This window comes from Paraburkholderia sp. LEh10 (assembly GCF_017814945.1).
Taxonomy (GTDB): domain Bacteria; phylum Pseudomonadota; class Gammaproteobacteria; order Burkholderiales; family Burkholderiaceae; genus Paraburkholderia.
In genome coordinates this window covers 60,772-81,687 of record NZ_JAGIPX010000032.1, presented here as the reverse complement: position 1 = coordinate 81,687, position 20,916 = coordinate 60,772, and the positions used below count along the sequence as shown (strand labels likewise).

The window sequence follows — 20,916 nt, the reverse complement described above, 5'->3', positions numbered from 1 at the left end:
ACATAATGAATGCCCCGCTAGACGCTGGTCAGCGAGCCTCGCTCGAAGCCGCGTTGACTTCCGTCACGCTCGACGACAAATACACGCTTGAACGCGGCCGCGCGTACATGAGCGGCATCCAGGCGCTGGTCCGCCTGCCGATGCTGCAGCAGGAACGCGACCGGGCCGCCGGGCTCAATACCGCCGGGTTCATTTCGGGCTATCGCGGGTCGCCGCTCGGTGGTCTCGACCTGTCGCTGTGGAAGGCGAAGAAGCATCTCGCCGCGCACCAGGTCGTATTCCAGCCAGGCGTCAACGAAGACCTCGCCGCCACCGCCGTGTGGGGCTCGCAGCAGGTCAATCTCTATCCAAGCGCCAAGTACGACGGCGTGTTCTCGATGTGGTACGGCAAAGGCCCCGGCGTCGACCGCTCGGGCGATGTGTTCAAGCACGGCAACTCGGCGGGCTCGTCGCGACATGGCGGCGTCCTCGTGTTGGCCGGCGACGATCACGCGGCCAAATCGTCGACGCTCGCGCACCAGTCGGAACACCTGTTCAAGGCATGCGGCCTGCCCGTGCTGTTTCCGTCGAACGTGCAGGAATACCTGGACTTCGGCCTGCACGGCTGGGCGATGAGCCGCTACTCGGGCCTGTGGGTCGCGATGAAGTGCGTCACCGACGTCGTCGAGTCGTCTGCTTCCGTCGATATCGATCCACACCGCACACAAATCATCCTGCCGACCGACTTCGATATGCCCGAAGGCGGTCTCAACATTCGCTGGCCCGATCCGCCGCTCGTGCAGGAAGCGCGTCTGCTCGACTACAAGTGGTACGCCGGCCTCGCCTACGTGCGCGCGAACAAGCTCGATCGCGTCGAGATCGATTCGCCGCACGCGCGTTTCGGCATCATCACGGGCGGCAAGGCGTATCTCGACGTGCGTCAGGCGCTGACCGATCTCGGCCTCGATGACGAAACCTGCTCGCGCATCGGCATTCGCCTGTACAAGGTCGGCTGCGTGTGGCCGCTCGAAGCGCAAGGCGCGCAGGCGTTCGCGCGCGGGCTGGAGGAGATTCTGGTCGTCGAAGAGAAGCGGCAGATTCTCGAATACGCGATCAAGGAAGAGCTGTACAACTGGCCCGACGCACAGCGACCGCGCGTGTTCGGGAAGTTCGACGAAAAGGACGGCGCAGGCGGCGAATGGTCGGTGCCGATGGGCAACTGGCTGCTGCCCGCTCATTACGAGCTGTCGCCGGCGATCATCGCAAAGGCAATCGCGACGCGGCTAGAGAAGTTCGACCTGCCGTCGGATGTGCGCGCGCGCATCGCCGCGCGCGTTGCCGTGATCGAAGCAAAAGAGAAGGCGCTTGCCCGTCCGAAGGTCGCGATCGAGCGCAAGCCGTGGTTCTGCTCGGGCTGTCCGCACAACACGTCGACGAATGTGCCGGAAGGCTCGCGCGCGATGGCGGGCATCGGCTGCCACTACATGACCGTGTGGATGGACCGCAACACGAGCACGTTCAGCCAGATGGGCGGCGAAGGCGTCGCGTGGGTTGGCCAGGCGCCGTTCACGAACGACAAGCACGTGTTCGCCAATCTCGGCGACGGCACCTACTTCCATTCGGGCCTGCTCGCGATTCGCGCGGCGATCGCGTCGAAGGCGAACATCACGTACAAGATTCTGTATAACGACGCCGTCGCGATGACGGGCGGCCAACCCGTCGACGGCACGCTGACCGTGCCGCAGATCACGCATCAGCTCGCCGCCGAAGGCGCGAAGAAGATCGTCATCGTGACCGACGAGCCCGAGAAGTACGACGCGAACGTCGGCCTCGCGCCCGGCATCGCGATTCACCATCGCGATCAGCTCGACGACGTGCAGCGCCAATTGCGCGAAATAGAAGGCACGACGATCCTGATCTACGACCAAACCTGCGCAACGGAGAAGCGCCGCCGCCGCAAGCGCGGCGCCTATCCCGATCCGGCAAAGCGCGTCGTGATCAACGAAGCAGTGTGCGAAGGCTGCGGCGACTGCTCGGTGCAGTCGAACTGCCTGTCCGTCGAGCCGCTCGAAACCGAGTTCGGCACGAAGCGGCAGATCAACCAGTCGACCTGCAACAAGGATTTCTCGTGCCTGAAGGGCTTCTGCCCGAGCTTCGTGACCGTCGAAGGCGGACAGTTGCGCAAGCCGAAGGCGGCGGGTGCGTCCGGCGCTTCGGGCGACGCGATGCCGCCCGTACCCGATCCGGAGGTTCCGGCGATTGCCAAGCCGTATGGCGTGCTGGTGACGGGTGTCGGCGGAACGGGTGTCGTGACGATCGGCGCGCTGCTCGGCATGGCCGCGCACCTCGAAAGCAAGGGCGTCACGGTGCTCGATGTGACGGGCCTCGCGCAAAAGGGCGGCGCCGTGATGAGCCACGTGCAGATCGCCAATCATCCCGCGGATATCCACGCGACCCGCATCGCGATGGGCGAGGCGAACCTGGTGATCGGTTGCGATTCGATCGTGACGGCGAGCGATGAATGCGTGTCGCGGATGCAGAACGGACGCACGCGCGTCGTGCTGAACAGCGCGCCGACGCCGACAGCCGAGTTCATCAAGAACCCGAACTGGCGCTTCCCGGGCGCGAGCGCGGATGCGGACGTGCGCGCAGCGGCGGGCGACGACAACGTATCGGCCGTCGACGCAAACCATTTCGCGGTCGCGCTGCTCGGCGATGCGATCTACACGAACCCGTTCGTGCTGGGCTACGCCTGGCAGAAAGGCTGGCTGCCGCTCACGCACGAGTCGCTGATTCGCGCGATCGAGCTAAACGCAGTGCAGGTCGAAAAGAACCGCGCAGCGTTCGAATGGGGCCGCCGCGCCGCGCACGATCTGGCTGCCGTGCGCATGCTTGCGCGTTCGCAGGACGGGATCGACGACGCCAACACGGCCAACGCCGCGAACGGCAAGATCATTTCGCTGCACACGCCGAAGTCGCTCGACACGCTGATCGACAAGCGCGCGCAATACCTCGTCGCGTATCAGAACGATGCGTACGCGACGCGCTACCGCAAGCTGGTCGACGAAGTGCGCACCGCCGAATCGAAGCTCGATGCCGCCGACGGCCAGATGCCTTTGACGGAAGCCGTCGCGAAGAACCTGCACAAGCTGATGGCGTACAAGGACGAGTACGAAGTGGCGCGTCTCTATTCGGACCCAGCGTTCGTCGAGAAGCTGAAGGCGAATTTCGAAGGCGACTGGAAGCTGAAGTTCCATCTCGCCCCGCCTTCGGCAGCGAAGAAGGACGCGCACGGCCATCTGGTGAAGAAGCAGTACGGCCCGTGGATGCTCAACGCGATGCACGTGCTCGCGAAAATGAAGTTCCTGCGCGGCACCGCGCTCGATGTGTTCGGCAAGACGGAAGAGCGTCGCACCGAGCGCACACTGATCGTCGAGTACGAAGGGCTGGTGCGCGAGCTGATCGGCGGGCTGACGGCTGACAAGCGCGCACTCGCCGTCGAACTGGCGAATCTGCCCGACGGCATTCGCGGCTACGGCCACGTGAAGGAGAACAACCTAAAGGGCGTGCGCGCGAAGTGGACGTCGTTGCTCGCGAAGTGGCGCGCGCCGGCGGGCAGCGTCGAACGGCACGTCGCGTAAGCGTCATTCGGGCGTTTTCCGGTTGCAACAAAAAGGGCACCTCGCGGTGCCCTTTTTTCATTGCATCAACGCAGTGAGATTACTTCGCTGCGTGTCGGTTCGCGCTGGCGTTCGCCGAAGCGATCGCCGTCATGTTGATGATCCGGCGCACGGTCGCAGCCGGCGTCAGGATATGCACCGGCTTGGCTGCGCCGAGCAGGAACGGGCCGACCGTCACGCCCTCGCCGCCGATCATCTTCAGCAGGTTGTACGTGATGTTGGCCGCTTCGACGTTCGGCATGATCAGCAGGTTCGCTTCGCCCGTGAGCGTCGTGCCGGGGAATGCGGCCTTGCGCACCGCTTCCGACAGCGCCGCGTCGCCGTGCATTTCGCCGTCCACTTCGAGGTGAGGCGCGCGTTCGGCGATCAGCTTGCGCGCCGTGGACATGCGTTGCGACGAAGCCGACGGAGCGCTGCCGAAGTTCGAATTCGACAGCAGGGCGACCTTCGGCACGATGCCGAACTTCTCGATCTCGCGCGCGGCGAGAATCGTCATGTCGGCGAGCTGTTCCGCCGTCGGCACTTCGTTCACGTACGTATCGCTGATGAAGAGGTTGCGGCCCGGCAGCATCAGCAGGTTCATCGCGGCGTAGTTGTCGACGTGCTCCGCCTTGCCGAGCACCTGTTCGACGAACTTCAGATGCTCGTGGTACGTGTCGATCAGACCGCAGATCATGCCATCCGCGTCGCCGAGATGCACGAGAATCGCGCCGATCAGCGTGTTGAACTTGCGCATCGCGGCCTTCGCGACTTCCGGCGTCACGCCTTCGCGCGCGCCGATCTCGTGATACGCCTGCCAGCTCTTGTGATAGCGCGGATCGTCTTCCGGGTTGACGATCTCAAGGTCTTCGCCGCACTTGAGCTTCGAGCCCATCTTCTTCAGGCGCATCTCGATCACGCTCGGACGGCCGACCAGAATCGGTTTCGCGATCTTTTCGAGCAGCACGAATTGCGCCGCGCGCAGCACGCGTTCGTCTTCACCTTCAGCGAATACGATGCGTGCCGGTTGCGCCTTCGCCGCCGCGAATACCGGGCGCATCACCATGCCAGTGCGGTAGACGGTTGCACCGAGTTGCTCGCGGTACGCGTCCATGTCCTGGATCGGACGCGTGGCGACGCCAGAATCCATTGCCGCCTGCGCGACGGCGGGCGCGATCTTGATAATCAGGCGCGGATCAAACGGCTTCGGAATCAGATAGTCAGGACCGAATTCGAGCGAGTGGCCTTCATAGGCCTTCGCGACCTCATCGCCCTGATCGGTTTCTTCCGCGAGTTCGGCGATCGCGCGCACGCACGCGAGCTTCATTTCTTCCGTAATGGTCGTTGCGCCGACATCCAGCGCGCCGCGGAAAATGAACGGAAAGCACAGCACGTTGTTGACCTGGTTCGGATAGTCCGAACGGCCCGTCGCGATGATGCAGTCCGGGCGCACCTTCTTCGCTTCTTCCGGGCGGATTTCCGGCTCCGGGTTCGCGAGTGCGAGGATTAGCGGCTGCGTGCCCATCTCCTTGACCATTTCCGGCTTCAGCACGCCTGCGCTCGAGCAGCCGAGGAACACGTCGGCGCCCTTGATCGCGTCAGCCAGCGTGCGCGCTTCCGTATTCGCCGCGTAGCGCTCCTTCGACGGGTCCAGATTGCCGCGGCCTTCGTAGATCACACCCTTCGAGTCCACGACCAGCACGTTCTTCTTCGACAGACCCAGATTGACGAGCAGGTCCAGACACGCGATCGCCGCCGCGCCCGCGCCGGAGCACACCAGCGTGACTTCTTCGAGTTTCTTGCCGACCACTTTCAGGCCGTTGAGAATCGCCGCCGACGCAATGATCGCGGTGCCGTGCTGGTCGTCGTGAAAAACGGGAATCTTCATGCGCTCGCGCAGCTTCTTCTCGATATAGAAGCATTCGGGCGCCTTGATATCTTCGAGGTTGATGCCGCCGAGCGTCGGCTCCAGCATCGCGATCGCTTCGACGAGCTTGTCGGGATCGGACTCACTCAGCTCGATATCGAACACGTCGATGCCGGCGAACTTCTTGAAGAGACAGCCCTTGCCTTCCATCACCGGCTTCGCGGCGAGCGGCCCGATGTTGCCCAGCCCCAGCACGGCCGTGCCATTCGTGATTACGCCGACCAGGTTGCCGCGCGACGTGTACTTCTGCGCGTCGAGCGGTTCATCGTGAATCGCCATGCACGCGGCTGCGACGCCCGGCGAATACGCCAGCGACAGGTCCAACTGGTTCGAAAGCGGCTTGGTCGGCGTGACCGAAATCTTGCCGGGCTTCGGATTCTGGTGATATGCGAGAGCGCTTTGCTTAAGTTGTTCGTCCATTTTCTAACCTGCGAGACGTTGATAATTGGGCCCGACTCAATGTCACGTGCTGCGCTGGCCATTGTCGAAAAATTGCTCGACGGCGGCGTTTCTCGCGTGCGCCCGTCAGGCGCGGCGTCAAACCTCAGCGGAAAGCAAGCAACGCTGAGCTTTTTCGGGTCGATTAGTGTACACCCCGGATGAGTCGGTTCGGGGTAGGTTTTGTACTGGATAGATAAAAACGCAGCCGGGCCGGACCTTGCTGCGGCGCGGTATGAAAGCCCTTCCACCCGCTTGCCGACAGGCTGCGGCGGGGCCTCACTCGAGCACTGCGCCGCGTCGTTCGGGGATAAGAAAGAGCGTCGCGAAGATATCGAGCAGATAAATCGAAGCGAGCACGCCGAGGGCCGCGCCAAACGAGAAGCGTGCGGCCAGTGCGCCAACGGCGACGGGTCCGAACCCGCCCACCGCGCGGCCGATGTTGAACAACACGTTTTGCGCGGTGGCGCGGGCGTCCGTTGGATACAGTTCGGAAATCAGCGCGCCGTAACCACCGATCATGCCGTTCACGAACACGCCCATCACCGCGCCGCCGACCAGCAATGCGAGCGGCGCGCTCAAGTGCGCGTAGACGAACACCATCACGACTGCGCCCGCCTGATAAAACAGAAACGCAGGCTTGCGGCCGAAGCGGTCGGCAGCGACGCCGAACAGCCAGATGCCAATGGCCATGCCGAGCACGGTTGCAGCCGTCCAAAAACCGGAGCGCGTCAGCGAATAGCCGAAGTTCTTCGACAGATAGGTCGGCAGCCAGATCATCAGGCCGTAGTAGCCGAAGTTCTGCACCGAGCAGAGAACCGCCACGCCGAGGCTCGCGCGGGCCGCGCGGGCATCGGCGACGAGCAGTTTCAGCGGCGCCTTGGGCATGCCGCGCGCGGCGCGTTCGGTGAAGAGCGCCGGCTCCTCGACGCGCCGCCGCACGAAAAACGACGCCACGGCCGGCAGCAACCCGAGCGCGAACATCCCACGCCAGCCGATCAGCGGCAACAGCCATGGCGTCAGCAACGCGGCCGCCAGCACGCCCAGTTGCCAGCCCAAGCCGACATACGACGACACGCGTGCCCGCTGCGCCGCCGGCCACGCCTCGGCGACGAGCGTCATGCCGATGCCGAACTCCCCGCCGAGACCGATCCCGGCGATCGTCCGGTACGCGAGCAGATCCGCGTAGCCGCGCGCGAGCGCGCACAGGCCCGTGAAGACCGCGAAGATGAGAATCGTCCATGTGAGCATGCGCACGCGCCCGAAATAGTCGCTCAGCACGCCGAAAATCATGCCGCCCATCACCGCGCCGACCAGCGTCCATGTCACCAGCGACCCGGCTTGCGTCGATGAAAGATGCAGATCGGCGGCGATGGCGGGCAGCATGAAGCCGAGAATCAGCAGATCGAAGCCGTCCATCGCGTAGCCGAGCACCGACGCGATCAACGCCCGCGCGGCATAGCCGGGACGGACGTGCTGCATGGCAGATTTCGGGCAAGTGGCGATATTCATGGGCGGCAAGGTCGATACGGACATGGGCGGAAGGCCGTTCGCGGGCCGTCCGGGGAAATTTCGCGTGAGTGTAAAGGCCGCATTCCGGCGTCACAACCTGGCCGAAAAGCATAGGAACGGTGTGCGCCCAGCCGCCGCCCCTACCCGCTTGCACCGCCCAGGCGCCCTAAGAACAGTCCGAATCGGGTAAAATATCGGGCTACGCGCGCAGCGAACCGGCCCGTTTTTTCAACTTGTCCGGCACGTTTCGCCCATCAGGGCGCGAAAAGTCACGCTCGCTGCGCCATCGGGCCGTGCGCCCGCCCTCCCAGCTCACCACACCCAAGGATTCCGCCCATGACAGGCTTCGATCGCCAGACGATCTCCGACACGACCGCAAAAATGCTGCTGGAAGTCCAGGCAGTGCATTTCAACGCGGACAAACCGTACATCTTCACTTCCGGCTGGGCGAGCCCGGTGTATATCGATTGCCGCAAGCTGATCTCGTATCCGCGCGTGCGACGCGGCCTGATGGAGATGGCTGAAGCCACGATTTTGCGCGACGTCGGTTACGAACAGATCGACGCTGTCGCCGGCGGTGAAACGGCCGGCATTCCCTTCGCCGCCTGGCTGTCGGACCGCCTGATGGTGCCGATGCAGTACGTGCGCAAGAAGCCGAAGGGTTTCGGCCGCAACGCGCAGATTGAAGGGCTGCTGACGGAAGGGCAGCGCGTGCTGCTGGTCGAAGACCTGACTACCGACAGCCGCAGCAAGATCAACTTCATCAACGCGCTGCGCACGGCGGGCGCGCGGGTGAATCACTGCTTCGTGCTGTTCCACTACAACATCTTCAAGGAAAGCGTGTCGGTGCTGAAGGATATCGACGTCGATCTGCACGCGCTCGCTACGTGGTGGGACGTGCTGCGCGTCGCGAAGGAGCAGGGCTACTTCGAGACGAAGACGCTCGACGAGGTCGAAAAATTCTTGCACGCACCCGCCGAATGGTCGGCTGCTCATGGCGGCGCCACGGCAGCACCGCAGTAAGCGTAATGCGCGGGGCTGATCCGCGAACGTAACGAAAAAAACCGCCTGTTGCGTAGACAGGCGGTTTTTTGTGAGATCCGTATAAGTGGACCTGAAGAACAAAGCAAGCGCGTGAGACTACTCCGGCGCCGCGCTTCCCGTATCCGCGTCACCGGGCGCATACGACGACAGATTCATTAAGCCGTTACTCTGCGCATACTGAAAAAGTTCGGAGTCCCTTTCGAGTCCCAGCTTGCGCATTGCGGTGTTCTTTTGGGTGCTGATCGTCTTGATGCTGCGGTTCAGCTGCTCGGATATTTCCTTGATGGTCATGCCCGACACAAACAGCCGCACGACTTCCAGTTCGCGCTTCGACAGGATCACCTCGTCGCTCTTGCCGCCCGCGTTCATTCGCAGCGTGTCCAACGACGCCTTCACCGACGGGCTCATATATTCGAGGTGACGACTGACGTGCTGCACCGCAAGCCCGATGTGGCTCAAATCGTCTGATTTATTCACCACGGAAACAACGCCGAGCTCGTTCAGGCGCTTCAACAGTGCGGCGTTTTCGAGCATCGTCAGCACGACTATCGGCAAGTCCGGAAAATTCCGACGCAGATAGCCGATCAATGGCAAGCCATCGCCGTATTGTCCGCCGGGCATCGCGAGGTCTGTGACGAGCACATCGCATGGCGTCGTCTGCAGCACCTTCACCAGTTCTGTCGACTGCTTCGCGCGCGCGACCACGCGTATGCCCTGAAACTTGAGCAACGCCTGTTCGGCACCAAAGAGAATGACCGGATGGTCATCGGCGACCACGACCCTGATGGGATCTTGCATGGCCTTTCCTTCAACTGACAATCCGCGCTCCGAAACTTCAGTCATGCAACCGTTCTTAGTTCTAAATTTATAGGACTTGTCTGCTTGCATACAACCGCCGACGATTGCAGCGACTATAGCCGATTTCGGGCCCCCACGCCCCTCTTCGAGCACAAATGCCTTCATAACACGTAATGTTAGACTCAACCTGTCGCCGGAGCACAAAAATGGACAATAATCGCTCATAAGGACAATTCTTTACGAGCCTGACAGGAGATTCGGCACATGCGCTTGCGTTGCCCGGTCGTTACACCTGCTTCGCCCCATTCGTTCCTGCCGCTTCTGTCTCTCGCGCCATTGCGCACCGCGTTCGCCATCGCGCTCGTGGCCACGCTTCAAGCGCCCGCCGTTTTCGCCGACACCGTGTTCACGGTCACGAGCGCCAACTTCCGCGCCGGCGGCACGGTCGACAATGCCCAGGTGTTCGACCGCGACGACTGCAAAGGCGGCAACCGTTCGCCCCAGCTTACCTGGCACAATCCGCCGGACGGCACGCGCAGTTTCGCCGTCACCATCTTCGATCCGGACTCGCCCGGACGCGGCTGGTGGCATTGGGCGGTGGTCGGCATTCCCGCGACCGTCGATCGCCTTCCGGAAAACGCAAGTGCATCGGGCTTTCTTAAGAAGCTCGGCGCAGTCGAGGCGCGCAACGACTTCGACATCGACGGCTATGGCGGCCCCTGCCCGCCGCCGGGCAAGCCTCATCGCTACGTGATCACGGTGTTTGCGCTGAACACGCCGAACCTGAGGCTCGCGCAAGGCAGGCCGTCGCTGATGTTCGATCACGAGATCAGCACCGCGACGCTCGGCTATGCACGCATGATCGTCACGTACGGCCGCTAGCGTTCCGGGACGCGGCCAGCGGCGCTGCCGCGCCTTTCCAAGGCGTCTGAAACAACTCGCGTCTGGTGACAGAATGAATGCGGCTGCGGTTCCCCCTCACGCTTTCGCTACTTCTTTTTCTTGCAACGACGGAGCTGTTCATGTCGAAGATCATGATCGTGTATCACAGCGGCTACGGCCACACGAAGAAACTCGCTGAAGCCGTCCTCGCGGGCACGCTGGACGGCGGCGCCGACGCGAAGCTGATTGCCGTCGGCGAACTGGACGATGCGGGCTGGGCCGAGCTGGACACGGCGGATGCGATCATTTTCGGCGCGCCGACTTACATGGGCGGACCGTCCGCCGATTTCAAGAAATTCGCCGACGCGAGTTCCAAGCCGTGGTTCGCACAGAAATGGAAGGACAAAATTGCTGCCGGCTTCACCAATTCGGCAACGATGAACGGCGACAAGTTCTCGACCATCCAGTATTTCGTCACGCTCGCGATGCAGCACAGCATGATCTGGGCTGGCACGGGCATCATGCCGTCGAACACGAAAGCGGCGACGCGCAACGATCTGAACTACGTCGGCGGCTTTACGGGGCTGCTCTCGCAATCACCCGCCGACGCCACGCCCGACGAAGCGCCGTTGCCCGGCGACCTCGAAACGGCCAAGGTGTTCGGCGCGCGAATCGCGGCCGTCACGGCACGCTGGAAGGCCGGGCAGCCGGCCTGAGCGCGTCGCGTCCGGGGGCGGGAACTCGCGCTGTCATGGCGCTGTCACTGTGGCGGGGCAACGTGCTTTTACAGTGAATCCGCACACGCGCCGCCCAGCAGTCTTAAAATGGCGTTCCGGCGCAACCAGCGCCCCGTTTTTTCGTAAGCCAGCGAGATCCAGATGAGCACGAAAGTTTTTGTCGACGGACAGGAAGGCACGACCGGCCTGAAGATTTTCGAATACCTGTCGCAGCGCGCAGACGTTGAAATCCTCCGCATCGAAGAAGCAAAGCGTAAGGATATCGACGAGCGCCGTCGTCTCATCAATGCTTCCGATGTCACGTTCCTGTGCCTGCCGGACGTCGCGTCGCGCGAATCGGCGTCGCTCGTCGAGAATGAGCGCACCGTCCTCATCGACGCGAGCACCGCCTTTCGCACCAGCGCCGACTGGGCGTACGGCCTGCCCGAACTGGCCCGTGCACAGCGCGAGCGTCTGCGCGCGGCCAAACGCATCGCCGTGCCGGGCTGTCATGCGTCGGCATTCGTGCTGGCCATGCGGCCCCTCGTCGATGCGGGCGTCGTGTCGGCGGATTTCGCCGCGCACAGCTACTCGATCACCGGCTACAGCGGCGGTGGCAAGAAAATGATTGCCGACTACGAGGCGGGCGGCAACGCGAAACTCGACAGCCCGCGCCCCTACGCACTGGGCCTCACCCACAAGCACTTGCCGGAAATGGCGGCACACACCGGCTTGAAGAACGCGCCGATCTTCACGCCGATCGTCGGCAACTTTTACAAAGGCCTCGCCGTCACGACGTATTTCACGCCGGGCCAACTGGCCAAACAAGCCACGCCGAAAGAAGTGCATGCGCTCTTTGCCGAGTACTACAGTGGCGAGCAGTTCGTGCGCGTCGCGCCGCTCAACGCCGACGACAACCTCGATAGCGGCTTCTTCGATGTCCAGGCGAACAACGACACGAATCGCGTCGACCTGTTCGTCTTCGGCAATGACGAACGGTTCGTCACCGTCGCGCGACTCGACAATCTCGGCAAGGGCGCGTCGGGCGCGGCGATTCAGTGCATGAATCTCGCCATCGGCGCGGACGAAGCCACGGGATTGAAACGCTGACACGACGCGGCGGACGGCATGCGCCGTCGGTCAGTGAAAAAGCCGGCATCCAAACGCCGGCTTTTTTTCTTTTGGGATTGCCCTGATCTCGTCCGGCAATTGCCGCGAAAGGGTCGTGTGAATCTGCTTCGGGACGGGACGCGGGCAAAAAAAAGCCCGCCTGGTTGGCGGGCTGAATCCATATCAGAGGAGACATGGAGGAGACAAAACGAACTATAGCAAAATGTTTGGTGCGACGCAACAAACGATACTAGAGCGCCTCTTCTACCCTGGCAAAGGGCGACCTATCGCCGCGGGGTGCCGATTTCGCCCGTTTATTGTGCTTCGCATCATGAAGGCGCGAGCGTCAGTGGCGCACCAGCGCCATCATCGCGCCGAAGCCGACGAACACGCCGCCCGTCAGCCGGTTGAACGCTTTCGCGACGCTGCGGCTCTTCAGCTTCGCGCCGATCCGCGTGCCGCAGCCAGCATAGACGATGTACCAACCCACTTCGAGCACCGCCGTCGTCGCGACGAGAATCCCAAACTGCGGAAGCGTCGAGCGCGTCGCATCGATGAACTGTGGCAGCAGCGCGGCCGAAAACAGGATCGCCTTCGGGTTGCTGCTGCCGACGAGAAATCCGTTGCGAAAGAGCGCGCCGCGCGAACGGACGAGCTTGCCGCCCGGCTGCCCGGACGAAGCATCCAGTTGCGCTGCGGCGATCTCGCTGGCGGGCGCGCGCCACGCCTTCACGCCGAGCCGGACCAGGTACCCCGCGCCGAGCAGACGCAGCACGTTGAACATCGTCGGCCAGGCTTTCAAAAACACGCCGAGGCCGGCGACGGAAACAGCGAGCATCAGCATCAGCGACATCAGACAGCCGGCCATCGCGGCCGTCGTCTGACGCATGCCGTAGCGCGCACCGTGCGTCATCATCAACAGCATGTTCGGACCGGGGATCGCGCAAACAACGAAGACTGTGGCCACGTACAGCCACCAGGTATGCAAACTCATGATTCGTATTGCTCGATGAAGGAAAGCGGACGGACATTATGCCCCGCCCCGCCCGCTCCAAGCCGACGCGTCGCGCTCGCCACCGCTAATGACAGCAAGGAACGACAAGTTGGCCGGGCCGCTAACCCGCTTCCCAGCCGCAGCAGACGGCCAGCAAACAATCGACAGATGACAAACAGGCGGCGAGTTGCAGCCCGCCGACAACCCGCACTCAGCGCCCCGCGCGACGCGACGCGACCTGCCCCAGTACCGCGAAATCCTTTTCGCCGTCGCCATGTGCAACGGCTTCGATCAGGCTGTCGCGCACGACGCTCGCCACCGGCAACGGCGTCGACACCGTCTCGGCGGCCGCCAGCGCGAGACGCACATCCTTCAGCCCGAGGCGCGCCTTGAAGAGCGCCGGTTCATACCGTTGTTCGGCGATCATCTTGCCGTAGCCCTGGTACACGGGGCCCGGGAATACGCTATTCGTGATGACATCGAGAAAGTCCTGCATCGCGACGCCATGGCCCCCGAGCAGCGCCGATGCTTCGCCGAGCGTCTCCACCGCCGATGCCAGCATGAAGTTGGCCGCCAGCTTCACGACGTTCGCCTGCTGCGGCAGCGAGCTGATGCGCCAGGTCTTCTGGCCGATCGAATCGAACACCGGCTGCACGCGGTCGATCGCCTCGGCGGGTCCGGCGGCGACGATCGTCAGCTTCCCGGCCGCCGCGACATCCGGCCGTCCCATCACGGGCGCCGCCACGTAGTTCAGGCCGCGCCCGGCGTGCGCCGTCGCGAGTTCCTCGGCGAGCGCAACGGAAATCGTCGCCATGTTCACATGAATCAGTCCGCGCGGCGCGTGCTCGAGCAGCGACGCGCCGATCACCTCGCGCAGCGCGGTATCGTCGGCGAGCATCGAGAATACCGCGTCGCCCGTGAAAGCCTCGACGGGAGAACCGACCACCCGCGCGCCCAGCGCGGCGAGCGGCTGTGCCTTGTCCGGCGAGCGGTTCCACACGCGTACGGCATGCCCGGCTTTCAACATGTTTGCGACCATCGCGGCGCCCATTTCGCCGAGACCGATAAAACCGATGTCCATCAATAGCTCCTGTTCAACTGAACCAGAAGTAGAGCACAGCCGCGCGCGCCGTGCAGGTAATTGCCCATCGGCACGGCGCGGGACGCAGTGCGATACTCGCGTCATGGTCACCGCGACTTTCCGCTTCTACGAAGAATTGAACGACTTCCTGGCGCGGCCGCTGCGTCGGCAGTCGTTTGCCTGCGAGTGCGCGCGCGCCGCCACGACGAAGCACATGATCGAGGCGCTCGGCGTGCCGCACACGGAAGTCGAGCTGATCCTCGTGAATGGAGAATCGGTCGGCTTCGAGCATCAGTTGCGGGACGGCGATCGCGTGGCCGTCTATCCGAAGTTCGAGGCGCTCGACATCCAGCCGCTGTTGCGCGTGCGCGAGCGGCCCTTGCGCGTCGTGCGCTTCGTCGCCGACGCGCATCTCGGCGGGCTCGCGCAACTGCTGCGGCTCGCCGGCTTCGACACGCTCTACGACAACCACTACGCGGACTCGCATATCGAGTCGATCGCGTCCGATGAAGACCGCATCGTCCTTACGCGCGACCGGGAACTGCTGAAGCGCCGTACGATCACTCACGGCTGCTATGTGCGCGCGCTGAAGCCGCAAGCGCAGTTGCGCGAGATCTTCGACCGGCTCGACCTGGCGGGCAGCGCGCGGCCGTTTCGGCTGTGCCTCACGTGCAATGCGCCGCTGCGGCGCATTGCGAAAGACGAGGCCGTTGGACGCGCGCCCGATGGCGTACTCGAACGGCATTCGCAGTTCGTCACCTGCGACGTGTGCAGGCGCGTCTTCTGGGAAGGCTCGCACTGGCGGCGCATGCGCGCGCTGATGGATGCCGTGACGGGCGTGCAGTCACCTGTGAAATAGCCGCGCACAGCTCTCGTCGCGAGGCCCCGCCTTCCGGCAGCGCGCGATGCGTACAATGGCGGATTGCTTATCCGTTAGAGGCCCTCCGCATGGCAATGAAGAAGTTCGACCTTGAGAAGAACAAGGCGCTGAAGCTGGGCAACCAGATGAAACAGTCCCTCGCCGCCGACCGCTTCGGCAAGGCGTCCTCGCAACAGACGCAACTCGACCGGCGCGAGCAGCGCAAGCTCGATCAGGCGGCCGGTCTGGTGCCGTTCGCGTGCAAGCTGCCTGCTGCACTCGTCGATCAGTTGAAGGCGCGCGCGGCAACGCATCCCGAAGGCATGAACGGGCTGGTCGCGGAACTGATGGTCAACGGACTCGCGTCGCTCGCTTGAGCCGCGCATCCAGTGCGCGACGCGTGCGCTCCTGCATCACGCGAGCGCGATCGACGCGCGCCAGAATGCAAAAGGCCGAAGCATCCGCTTCGGCCTTTCTTGTTGCTGCGCCAGCTTCGCCGCAAAGGGGCCGCCGACGCGACAAAAGGGCTGCTTAGTTCTGCGTGCCCTTGTCGTTCGTGCCTGCAGCCGAAGCGGCGCTCGACACGTTGGCACGCTTGCCGTGCGTCTTCAGTTGCTTGTGGGCCTGCTTCGGCTTCGCGGCGCTAGCTGCTGCCGGCGCTGCGTCGGATGCCTGTGCGAAAGCTTGAACGGACACCACTGCGAGCGAGGCGGTGACGAGCGAGGCGATGATCTTCTTCATGTGTGTTATCCCCAAACCTGACGACTTTAAGTCAAATGTGAATTGGAACAGCATGCTGGCGAAGCCGACCGGGCCACACAGCGCCTTGCGGCTCCCCGCGGGGAGTATCACGCAGCGTAGGCGGTTTGTCATCTCATAAGGTTCGATATGTATTTTCCGTGAGACAGCTTCCTTACTTAATGCTTTCGTTGCGTCGACGCTTGGCCGACAGCGCGCGCAGGTATCATGTCGGCTGCCTTCGATGTCGTCATGAACGATCGTTTTGTCTGAACAGACTTGCAGAATACGCAGCACGCGTCGCGCAAAACGACTTGCCTTGCCAGGAATCTCCGCTTGAAAACCGCCACCCGCCAACACCTGCGCGCGAATCTTCTGATGCTCGTCGCCGCGATGATCTGGGGCAGCGCGTTCGTCGCGCAGCGTCTGAGCCTCGATGCGATCGGACCGTTTCTCTTCACCGGGCTGCGCTTCCTGCTGGGCGCGTTCGTTGTGCTGATCGTGTGGTCTGTCGCGCGACGCCGCAGGAGCGGCCGGCAATCCGACGCGGCCCCCGCTTCGTCACCGTCGGACACGCGCACGCTCTGGCGCGACGGCGCGCTGCTCGGCCTGCTCGTCGCGGCATCGATTTCCTGCCAGCAGATCGGCCTGCAATACACGAAGGTCGCAAACGCGGGCTTCATCAGTTCGCTGTACGTCGTGATCGTGCCGCTGATGGGCGTCGTGCTGCGTCATCAGACGGGCATTGGCGTATGGCTCGGCGCATTGCTGGCTGCGCTCGGCATGTACTTCCTGAGCGTCGACGAGCATTTTTCGATTCTGTACGGCGACTGGCTCCAGTTGGCGGGATCGATCGTCATCTCCGTGCAGGTCGTGCTGGTGAGCCGCTTCGCGCGCCGGCACGATCCGCTCGCGCTCGCGCTGGTGCAGTTCGTGGTGTGCGGCGTCGTGAGCCTCGCGATCGGGCTTGCCGTCGATCCGCTGCGCCTTGGCGACATCGTCCGCGCCGCGCCGACGATTCTCTACGGCGGCGCGCTGTCGGTGGGTGTCGCGTACACGATTCAAGTCGTCGCGCAAAAAGATGCCGCGCCCGCGCACGCAGCCGTGATCTTCAGCATGGAAGGCGTGTTCGCGGCGTTCGCAGGCTGGCTCGTGCTGGGCGAAACGCTCGCGGCGCGCGCGATGCTCGGTTGCGCGCTGATGCTCGCAGGGCTGATCGTCTGCCAGGTGATGCCGATGTGGACCGCGCGACGCGACGTGTCGTCGGATTCGGCGGAACCGGCCTGACGCACGGCCCACTGGAAAATCCGGCAGGCCCAGGCTGCGTACCTACGCAGCCGCCTGCGCAGCCTCCGCGCGACGCCAGCTGTCGACGGGACGCTGCCTCGCCGACGTCGGCGGGAACACGCACCAGCAGCCATCGGCGTGACGAAAGAAGAACAACGAGCGCAAGCCGTCCGGCGGCGACGTCTCGACGCGCACGAAACGGGTGCTGTCCCATTTCGTGCGGCCGAACTGCGTGACGTGCACGGGCGCGGCAACGGGCGCCAGCCACTTTTCGACGAGAAAACGCAGCGATTGCTCTGTTGCGGCTCTCATGACGTTCTCCACGTCACCTTGTCGCGGATGCCTTCGCGCGCAGTCTCCGGCTTTTCCTGCTCCTCTTCCGCTGCCTCTGCCGCAGCGAGCTCCATCGCCCGTTGCGTTGCAGCCGCGCGCAGCGCCCTGCAATCTGCCGCGTGCCGCATGTCCGACAGCAGCCGGACCAGTTGTCGCGCGTTTCTGCGTTTCATAAGCACCCCCGCACCGCACAAAAGACTTGAGAAAGCACTTTAACTTTATGCCTTGATCTCGCGTCTCTCTAGTTGTTTTGACGAAATAGCAACAGTCAAATTCGAATGCGCTGACTGAGTAATTCATCGGTTTTCATCGTGCGCCCGGCATCACGCGCGGTCTGTGCGCTGGACACCGCAATGCGCGCTCCGCGCCGGCCGCACTGCGCTTGACGTGGCATCCAATATGCAGTCGTCAGTTCCCCGAATCTATTGGCTGCGTCAGCGCTCGCTGGCATGCGGCCAGCACCGCGCCGAATGCCAGCAGACATGCGGAATAGATCAGCGCTCGTTCGAGGCCGACACCGTCCGACACCCACCCGATCACGGTCGGCCCGACAATCTGTCCGAACGCGAACACGATCGTGAACGCACTGATGCCGCGTCCCCAATGTGCGACGGGAAAGTTGTGGCGCACGAACGCGGTCGTCGATGCGACAGCCGACAGGAACGTCGCGCCGAAGAGCACGCCCGAAGCAAAGGCGGCGACGGGATGCGTGACGATCGCGGGCAGCAGCGTCGCGAGCGCGAGCAGTGCGTTGAGCAGCGCCAGCGCCTGCCCGCCGCGCATGCGGTCGAGCAGTCTCGACCAGATGCGCGCCGACACGATCGTCGCGACGCCCAGCAGCACATAGAAGCCCGTGACGACGCCTTCGCTCATCCCGCCGTCACGCAAGAGCGCGACGATGAACGTCATGTAGCCGATATAGCCGACGCCGAAGAGCCCATAGCCCGCGAGCGCAAACATATAGCGAAGCATGGGTGCAGCCTGCTGCGCGGTTCCTGTGGCCGCGGCTGTACTTGCGCGCAGCGCGTGCTGGCCGTCGATGCGCCGCGCGGCGCCCGTCGCGATCACAGACAACGCGACACACGCCGCGGCGAGCGCGAACCACGCGGCCTGCCAGCCGCGCGGCGCATGCACGAGCGTGGCGGGCACGAGCAGCGCCGACGCGACGATGCCCCATCCCGTGCCGCCGTAATACAGGCCGAGAATCAGCCCGGCGTCGCGCGGACTCGATGTTGCGAGCCGCGCCGCCAGCACCCCGCCGCTCACGAAGATGAACGCGCTCGCAATGCCCGTGGCGACGCGCTGCGCGAACAACGCGTTGGCGCTCGATAGCACGCCCGTGGCGGCCATCAGCAGCGCCGTCGCCACGCATCCGCCAATGAAGAGCGCCCCGGCCGGCCAACGGCGCGACAGACGCGGAAACGCGAGCGCGCCGAGCAGGTAGCCGACTGCATTCGCCGTGTTCATCGCGCCCGCCTCGGCGAAGCTCCAGCCGAGGTCGCTCTTCATTGGCGGCAGCAGCAGCGCATAGGAAAAGCGCGCAAGCCCCAATGCGATTGCGCTGCCCATCGACAGGCTCACGGCGAGCCAGCGCGCCCGTCCACGTCCATGAGGAAGACCCGCCTGCGTGGCCGGAGAAGCCGCGCGTCGCCCCCGTCGCCGGCTCTGTTCGATGAGATCGTTGAGGCAACTGCCCGCGCGGCAATCACGCGTCGGGCGAAACCAGTCGTCATGTCGTTGTTTGTATCGATCGATTCGGCTATCACTGTACATCGCGGACGTGCGTTTTAGCGTGCGCGGATACCGGCGGCGGACACGCCGGCACGATCCGCGAAGCATCGTTCGCGCCAGACAGGGCCGCTCGCTTGCTGTGCGCTTCGCAACCCCGCTTCGCAACCCCGATAGCGTAACGGCACAATCACGACGGAGGTCGCGCTCGTGTTGAATCCGCTTTTCGTCATGCGTCAATGGTTTCGCCAGATCGCGCGCAGGCGGGGGGCAGCCGTGTCGCGGGCGGTCGGCAATCGGCCGTTTCTGACGGGCATCGCGGGCACGCTGATCGCCACCGCGATGGCCGGCCTCACGCTCGCCACCCTGTATTCGGGTCGCACCGACGCGCTGAACCATGCGCGCGAGACGTCTGCGAATCTCGTCTCGCTGATTTCCAGCGATCTTGCGCGCAACGTCGAAATCTACGATCTGTCGCTGCAGGAAATCGCTCACCGGTCGCAGGAGCCGACCGTCTGGAAGCTGCCGGACGCGCTGCGCCGCACGGTGCTGTTCGATCGGGCGACGATGGCCGCCTACCTCGGCGGCGCCTATGTGATCGATCCGCATGGCGTTCTGAGGGCGACGCAGGAGGGACCCATCGACCGGTCAGTGAAAGTCGACGACCGCGATTACTTCATCGTCCATCAGCGTAATCCGCATGCCGGCCTGTTCGTGTCGCGTCCGTTTCGTTCGCGGCTTCACGAGCAGGAGCTTTCATTTGCGCTGTCGCGCCGCATCGACGCGCCCGACGGCACGTTCGGGGGCGTCGCACTGCTCGCCGTGCGCACGGCCTATCTCCAGCGGCTGCTCGACAAGGTCAGCACGGGCAGAAACGGCACGGCCTTCATCGTGCTCGACGACGGCGCGCTGCTCGCGCGCAAGCCTTATGTCGAGAGCATGATCGGCCGCGACATGGCGGAATTTCCGGACTATGCGAGCGCGCGCGCCGGATCGGCGGGTTCGTACATCGGCGAATCGCCCGTCGATCATGTGCGGCACATCTTTGCGTACGCGCAGGTGCCCGGCACGCCGCTCGTCGTGATCGTCGCGCCCGCCGTCGATGACGTGCTCGCGCCGTGGCGCAAGCGCAGCGCGATCGCGGGCGGGCTCACGTTCATGTTGGGCGCCGTCGTCGCGCTGGTCTGCTGGACGCTCGCATTCACGCTGCGCGACAAGGTGCGCGCGCAAACGCGCCTTGCCGAGCTTGCCGCCACCGATCCGCTGACAAGGCTGAACAACCGCCGCACGCTCGACCGGCATCTCGACGAAGAATGGCGCCGCGCGCGGCGCAGCGGCGGCGTGTTGTCGGCGCTTTTCATCGACATCGATCATTTCAAGCGCTTCAACGACACGTACGGCCACGCGGCCGGCGACGAAGTGCTGACGGCCGTGGCCGATTGCATCGCGTCGGTCGCGCGGCGCTCGATCGACGTGGCCGCGCGCTACGGCGGCGAGGAATTTGCCGTCGTGCTGCCGGATACGGCTTCGGGCGCCGCGCGGCATGCCGCCGAGAAAATCCGCCGCGTCGTGGAGGCGATGCGGGTCGCGCAACTGCCTCGCGATGCGGGCGCGGTAACGGTGAGCGTCGGCTGCGCGACGTGCCGTCCCGCCGACGGCCACAACGGCCCCGAACTGCTCGCCGCGGCCGACGAGCAGCTCTACGCGGCGAAGGCCGCTGGACGCAATCAGGTGAAATGGGTGGACTGGACACAAGCGCATGCGCGGCAGGACGACATGCACGATCACGCCGATCCCGCAAAGCGGCACGCTTAGGCGCCTGGGTTTCGCT

The 20,916-nt window shown here is 64.0% G+C and carries 18 protein-coding genes; 9 read left to right on the top strand and 9 right to left on the bottom strand.

The window, feature by feature from the left end; translation table 11 throughout:
- The first annotated feature begins 5 nt into the window (after positions 1–5).
- The gene (locus J8I87_RS25035; protein WP_209934713.1) at positions 6–3,620 is read left to right on the top strand and encodes an indolepyruvate ferredoxin oxidoreductase family protein; all 3,615 of its coding nucleotides are present in this window, start codon (positions 6–8) and stop codon (positions 3,618–3,620) included.
- Between the two features lie 79 nt (positions 3,621–3,699).
- On the opposite strand, the gene J8I87_RS25030 is transcribed toward J8I87_RS25035, so the two are convergent.
- Positions 3,700–5,985 (bottom strand): NADP-dependent malic enzyme, encoded by a 2,286-nt coding sequence (locus J8I87_RS25030; protein ID WP_209934712.1) that lies wholly within the window; start codon positions 5,983–5,985, stop codon positions 3,700–3,702.
- Between the two features lie 297 nt (positions 5,986–6,282).
- A complete protein-coding gene (locus tag J8I87_RS25025) occupies positions 6,283–7,485 on the bottom strand; it encodes an MFS transporter (protein WP_245254138.1) in 1,203 nt (400 codons plus the stop codon).
- A 366-nt stretch (positions 7,486–7,851) separates the two neighbouring features.
- Between J8I87_RS25025 and J8I87_RS25020 the strand changes: the two genes are divergently transcribed.
- Positions 7,852–8,538, top strand: coding sequence for an orotate phosphoribosyltransferase (locus J8I87_RS25020; protein ID WP_209934710.1), 687 nt, complete (start codon positions 7,852–7,854; stop codon positions 8,536–8,538).
- A 117-nt stretch (positions 8,539–8,655) separates the two neighbouring features.
- Here J8I87_RS25020 and J8I87_RS25015 read toward each other — a convergent pair whose 3' ends face one another.
- On the bottom strand, positions 8,656–9,357 hold the full coding sequence (locus J8I87_RS25015; protein WP_209934726.1) for a response regulator: 702 nt from the start codon (positions 9,355–9,357) through the stop codon (positions 8,656–8,658).
- Between the two features lie 264 nt (positions 9,358–9,621).
- On the opposite strand from J8I87_RS25015, the gene J8I87_RS25010 reads away from it, so the two are divergent.
- From J8I87_RS25010 to argC, 3 genes are all read left to right on the top strand, one after another.
- Positions 9,622–10,239: a YbhB/YbcL family Raf kinase inhibitor-like protein gene (locus J8I87_RS25010; RefSeq protein WP_209934708.1), complete on the top strand. Its 618-nt coding sequence runs from the start codon at positions 9,622–9,624 to the stop codon at positions 10,237–10,239.
- Positions 10,240–10,379: 140 nt separating this feature from the next.
- Entirely contained in the window at positions 10,380–10,955 is a 576-nt protein-coding gene (locus tag J8I87_RS25005) for a flavodoxin family protein (protein WP_209934707.1), read from the top strand.
- Positions 10,956–11,117: 162 nt separating this feature from the next.
- A complete protein-coding gene (gene argC, locus J8I87_RS25000; RefSeq protein WP_209934706.1) occupies positions 11,118–12,065 on the top strand; it encodes an N-acetyl-gamma-glutamyl-phosphate reductase in 948 nt (315 codons plus the stop codon).
- Between the two features lie 346 nt (positions 12,066–12,411).
- Here the strand turns inward: argC and J8I87_RS24995 are convergent, their stop codons facing one another.
- Positions 12,412–13,059: a LysE family translocator gene (locus tag J8I87_RS24995; RefSeq protein WP_209934705.1), complete on the bottom strand. Its 648-nt coding sequence runs from the start codon at positions 13,057–13,059 to the stop codon at positions 12,412–12,414.
- Between the two features lie 211 nt (positions 13,060–13,270).
- Positions 13,271–14,140, bottom strand: coding sequence for an NAD(P)-dependent oxidoreductase (locus J8I87_RS24990; RefSeq protein ID WP_209934704.1), 870 nt, complete (start codon positions 14,138–14,140; stop codon positions 13,271–13,273).
- 103 nt (positions 14,141–14,243) lie between these two features.
- Here J8I87_RS24990 and J8I87_RS24985 point away from each other — a divergent pair, with 103 nt between their 5' ends.
- Positions 14,244–14,999, top strand: a complete 756-nt coding sequence (locus J8I87_RS24985; RefSeq protein WP_209934703.1) for a Mut7-C RNAse domain-containing protein — start codon at positions 14,244–14,246, stop codon at positions 14,997–14,999.
- 89 nt (positions 15,000–15,088) lie between these two features.
- Positions 15,089–15,376: a hypothetical protein gene (locus J8I87_RS24980; RefSeq protein ID WP_209934702.1), complete on the top strand. Its 288-nt coding sequence runs from the start codon at positions 15,089–15,091 to the stop codon at positions 15,374–15,376.
- A gap of 154 nt (positions 15,377–15,530) precedes the next feature.
- On the opposite strand, the gene J8I87_RS24975 is transcribed toward J8I87_RS24980, so the two are convergent.
- Positions 15,531–15,740, bottom strand: coding sequence for a hypothetical protein (locus J8I87_RS24975; protein ID WP_209934701.1), 210 nt, complete (start codon positions 15,738–15,740; stop codon positions 15,531–15,533).
- 333 nt (positions 15,741–16,073) lie between these two features.
- On the opposite strand from J8I87_RS24975, the gene J8I87_RS24970 reads away from it, so the two are divergent.
- On the top strand, positions 16,074–17,024 hold the full coding sequence (locus tag J8I87_RS24970; protein WP_209934700.1) for a DMT family transporter: 951 nt from the start codon (positions 16,074–16,076) through the stop codon (positions 17,022–17,024).
- 42 nt (positions 17,025–17,066) lie between these two features.
- On the opposite strand, the gene J8I87_RS24965 is transcribed toward J8I87_RS24970, so the two are convergent.
- The 3 genes from J8I87_RS24965 to J8I87_RS24955 form a co-directional block, all read right to left on the bottom strand.
- Positions 17,067–17,336 (bottom strand): hypothetical protein, encoded by a 270-nt coding sequence (locus J8I87_RS24965; RefSeq protein ID WP_209934699.1) that lies wholly within the window; start codon positions 17,334–17,336, stop codon positions 17,067–17,069.
- Positions 17,333–17,530 carry a hypothetical protein gene (locus tag J8I87_RS24960; protein ID WP_209934698.1) on the bottom strand — a complete coding sequence of 66 codons (198 nt, stop codon included), beginning with the start codon at positions 17,528–17,530 and terminating at the stop codon, positions 17,333–17,335. The genes J8I87_RS24965 and J8I87_RS24960 overlap by 4 nt, the downstream gene beginning before the upstream one ends.
- A gap of 235 nt (positions 17,531–17,765) precedes the next feature.
- The gene (locus J8I87_RS24955; protein WP_209934697.1) at positions 17,766–18,926 is read right to left on the bottom strand and encodes a YbfB/YjiJ family MFS transporter; all 1,161 of its coding nucleotides are present in this window, start codon (positions 18,924–18,926) and stop codon (positions 17,766–17,768) included.
- 369 nt (positions 18,927–19,295) lie between these two features.
- Between J8I87_RS24955 and J8I87_RS24950 the strand changes: the two genes are divergently transcribed.
- Positions 19,296–20,900: a diguanylate cyclase gene (locus J8I87_RS24950; RefSeq protein ID WP_409518797.1), complete on the top strand. Its 1,605-nt coding sequence runs from the start codon at positions 19,296–19,298 to the stop codon at positions 20,898–20,900.
- Positions 20,901–20,916: the final 16 nt, after the last annotated feature.

Coding starts and splice junctions, on each gene's coding strand:
- J8I87_RS25035 (WP_209934713.1), top strand. CDS start 6: ATGAATGCCCCGCTAGACGCTGGTCAGCGAGCCTCGCTCGAAGCCGCG.
- J8I87_RS25030 (WP_209934712.1), bottom strand. CDS start 5,985: ATGGACGAACAACTTAAGCAAAGCGCTCTCGCATATCACCAGAATCCG.
- J8I87_RS25025 (WP_245254138.1), bottom strand. CDS start 7,485: ATGCAGCACGTCCGTCCCGGCTATGCCGCGCGGGCGTTGATCGCGTCG.
- J8I87_RS25020 (WP_209934710.1), top strand. CDS start 7,852: ATGACAGGCTTCGATCGCCAGACGATCTCCGACACGACCGCAAAAATG.
- J8I87_RS25015 (WP_209934726.1), bottom strand. CDS start 9,357: ATGCAAGATCCCATCAGGGTCGTGGTCGCCGATGACCATCCGGTCATT.
- J8I87_RS25010 (WP_209934708.1), top strand. CDS start 9,622: ATGCGCTTGCGTTGCCCGGTCGTTACACCTGCTTCGCCCCATTCGTTC.
- J8I87_RS25005 (WP_209934707.1), top strand. CDS start 10,380: ATGTCGAAGATCATGATCGTGTATCACAGCGGCTACGGCCACACGAAG.
- argC (WP_209934706.1), top strand. CDS start 11,118: ATGAGCACGAAAGTTTTTGTCGACGGACAGGAAGGCACGACCGGCCTG.
- J8I87_RS24995 (WP_209934705.1), bottom strand. CDS start 13,059: ATGAGTTTGCATACCTGGTGGCTGTACGTGGCCACAGTCTTCGTTGTT.
- J8I87_RS24990 (WP_209934704.1), bottom strand. CDS start 14,140: ATGGACATCGGTTTTATCGGTCTCGGCGAAATGGGCGCCGCGATGGTC.
- J8I87_RS24985 (WP_209934703.1), top strand. CDS start 14,244: ATGGTCACCGCGACTTTCCGCTTCTACGAAGAATTGAACGACTTCCTG.
- J8I87_RS24980 (WP_209934702.1), top strand. CDS start 15,089: ATGGCAATGAAGAAGTTCGACCTTGAGAAGAACAAGGCGCTGAAGCTG.
- J8I87_RS24975 (WP_209934701.1), bottom strand. CDS start 15,740: ATGAAGAAGATCATCGCCTCGCTCGTCACCGCCTCGCTCGCAGTGGTG.
- J8I87_RS24965 (WP_209934699.1), bottom strand. CDS start 17,336: ATGAGAGCCGCAACAGAGCAATCGCTGCGTTTTCTCGTCGAAAAGTGG.
- J8I87_RS24960 (WP_209934698.1), bottom strand. CDS start 17,530: ATGAAACGCAGAAACGCGCGACAACTGGTCCGGCTGCTGTCGGACATG.
- J8I87_RS24955 (WP_209934697.1), bottom strand. CDS start 18,926: ATGGGCAGCGCAATCGCATTGGGGCTTGCGCGCTTTTCCTATGCGCTG.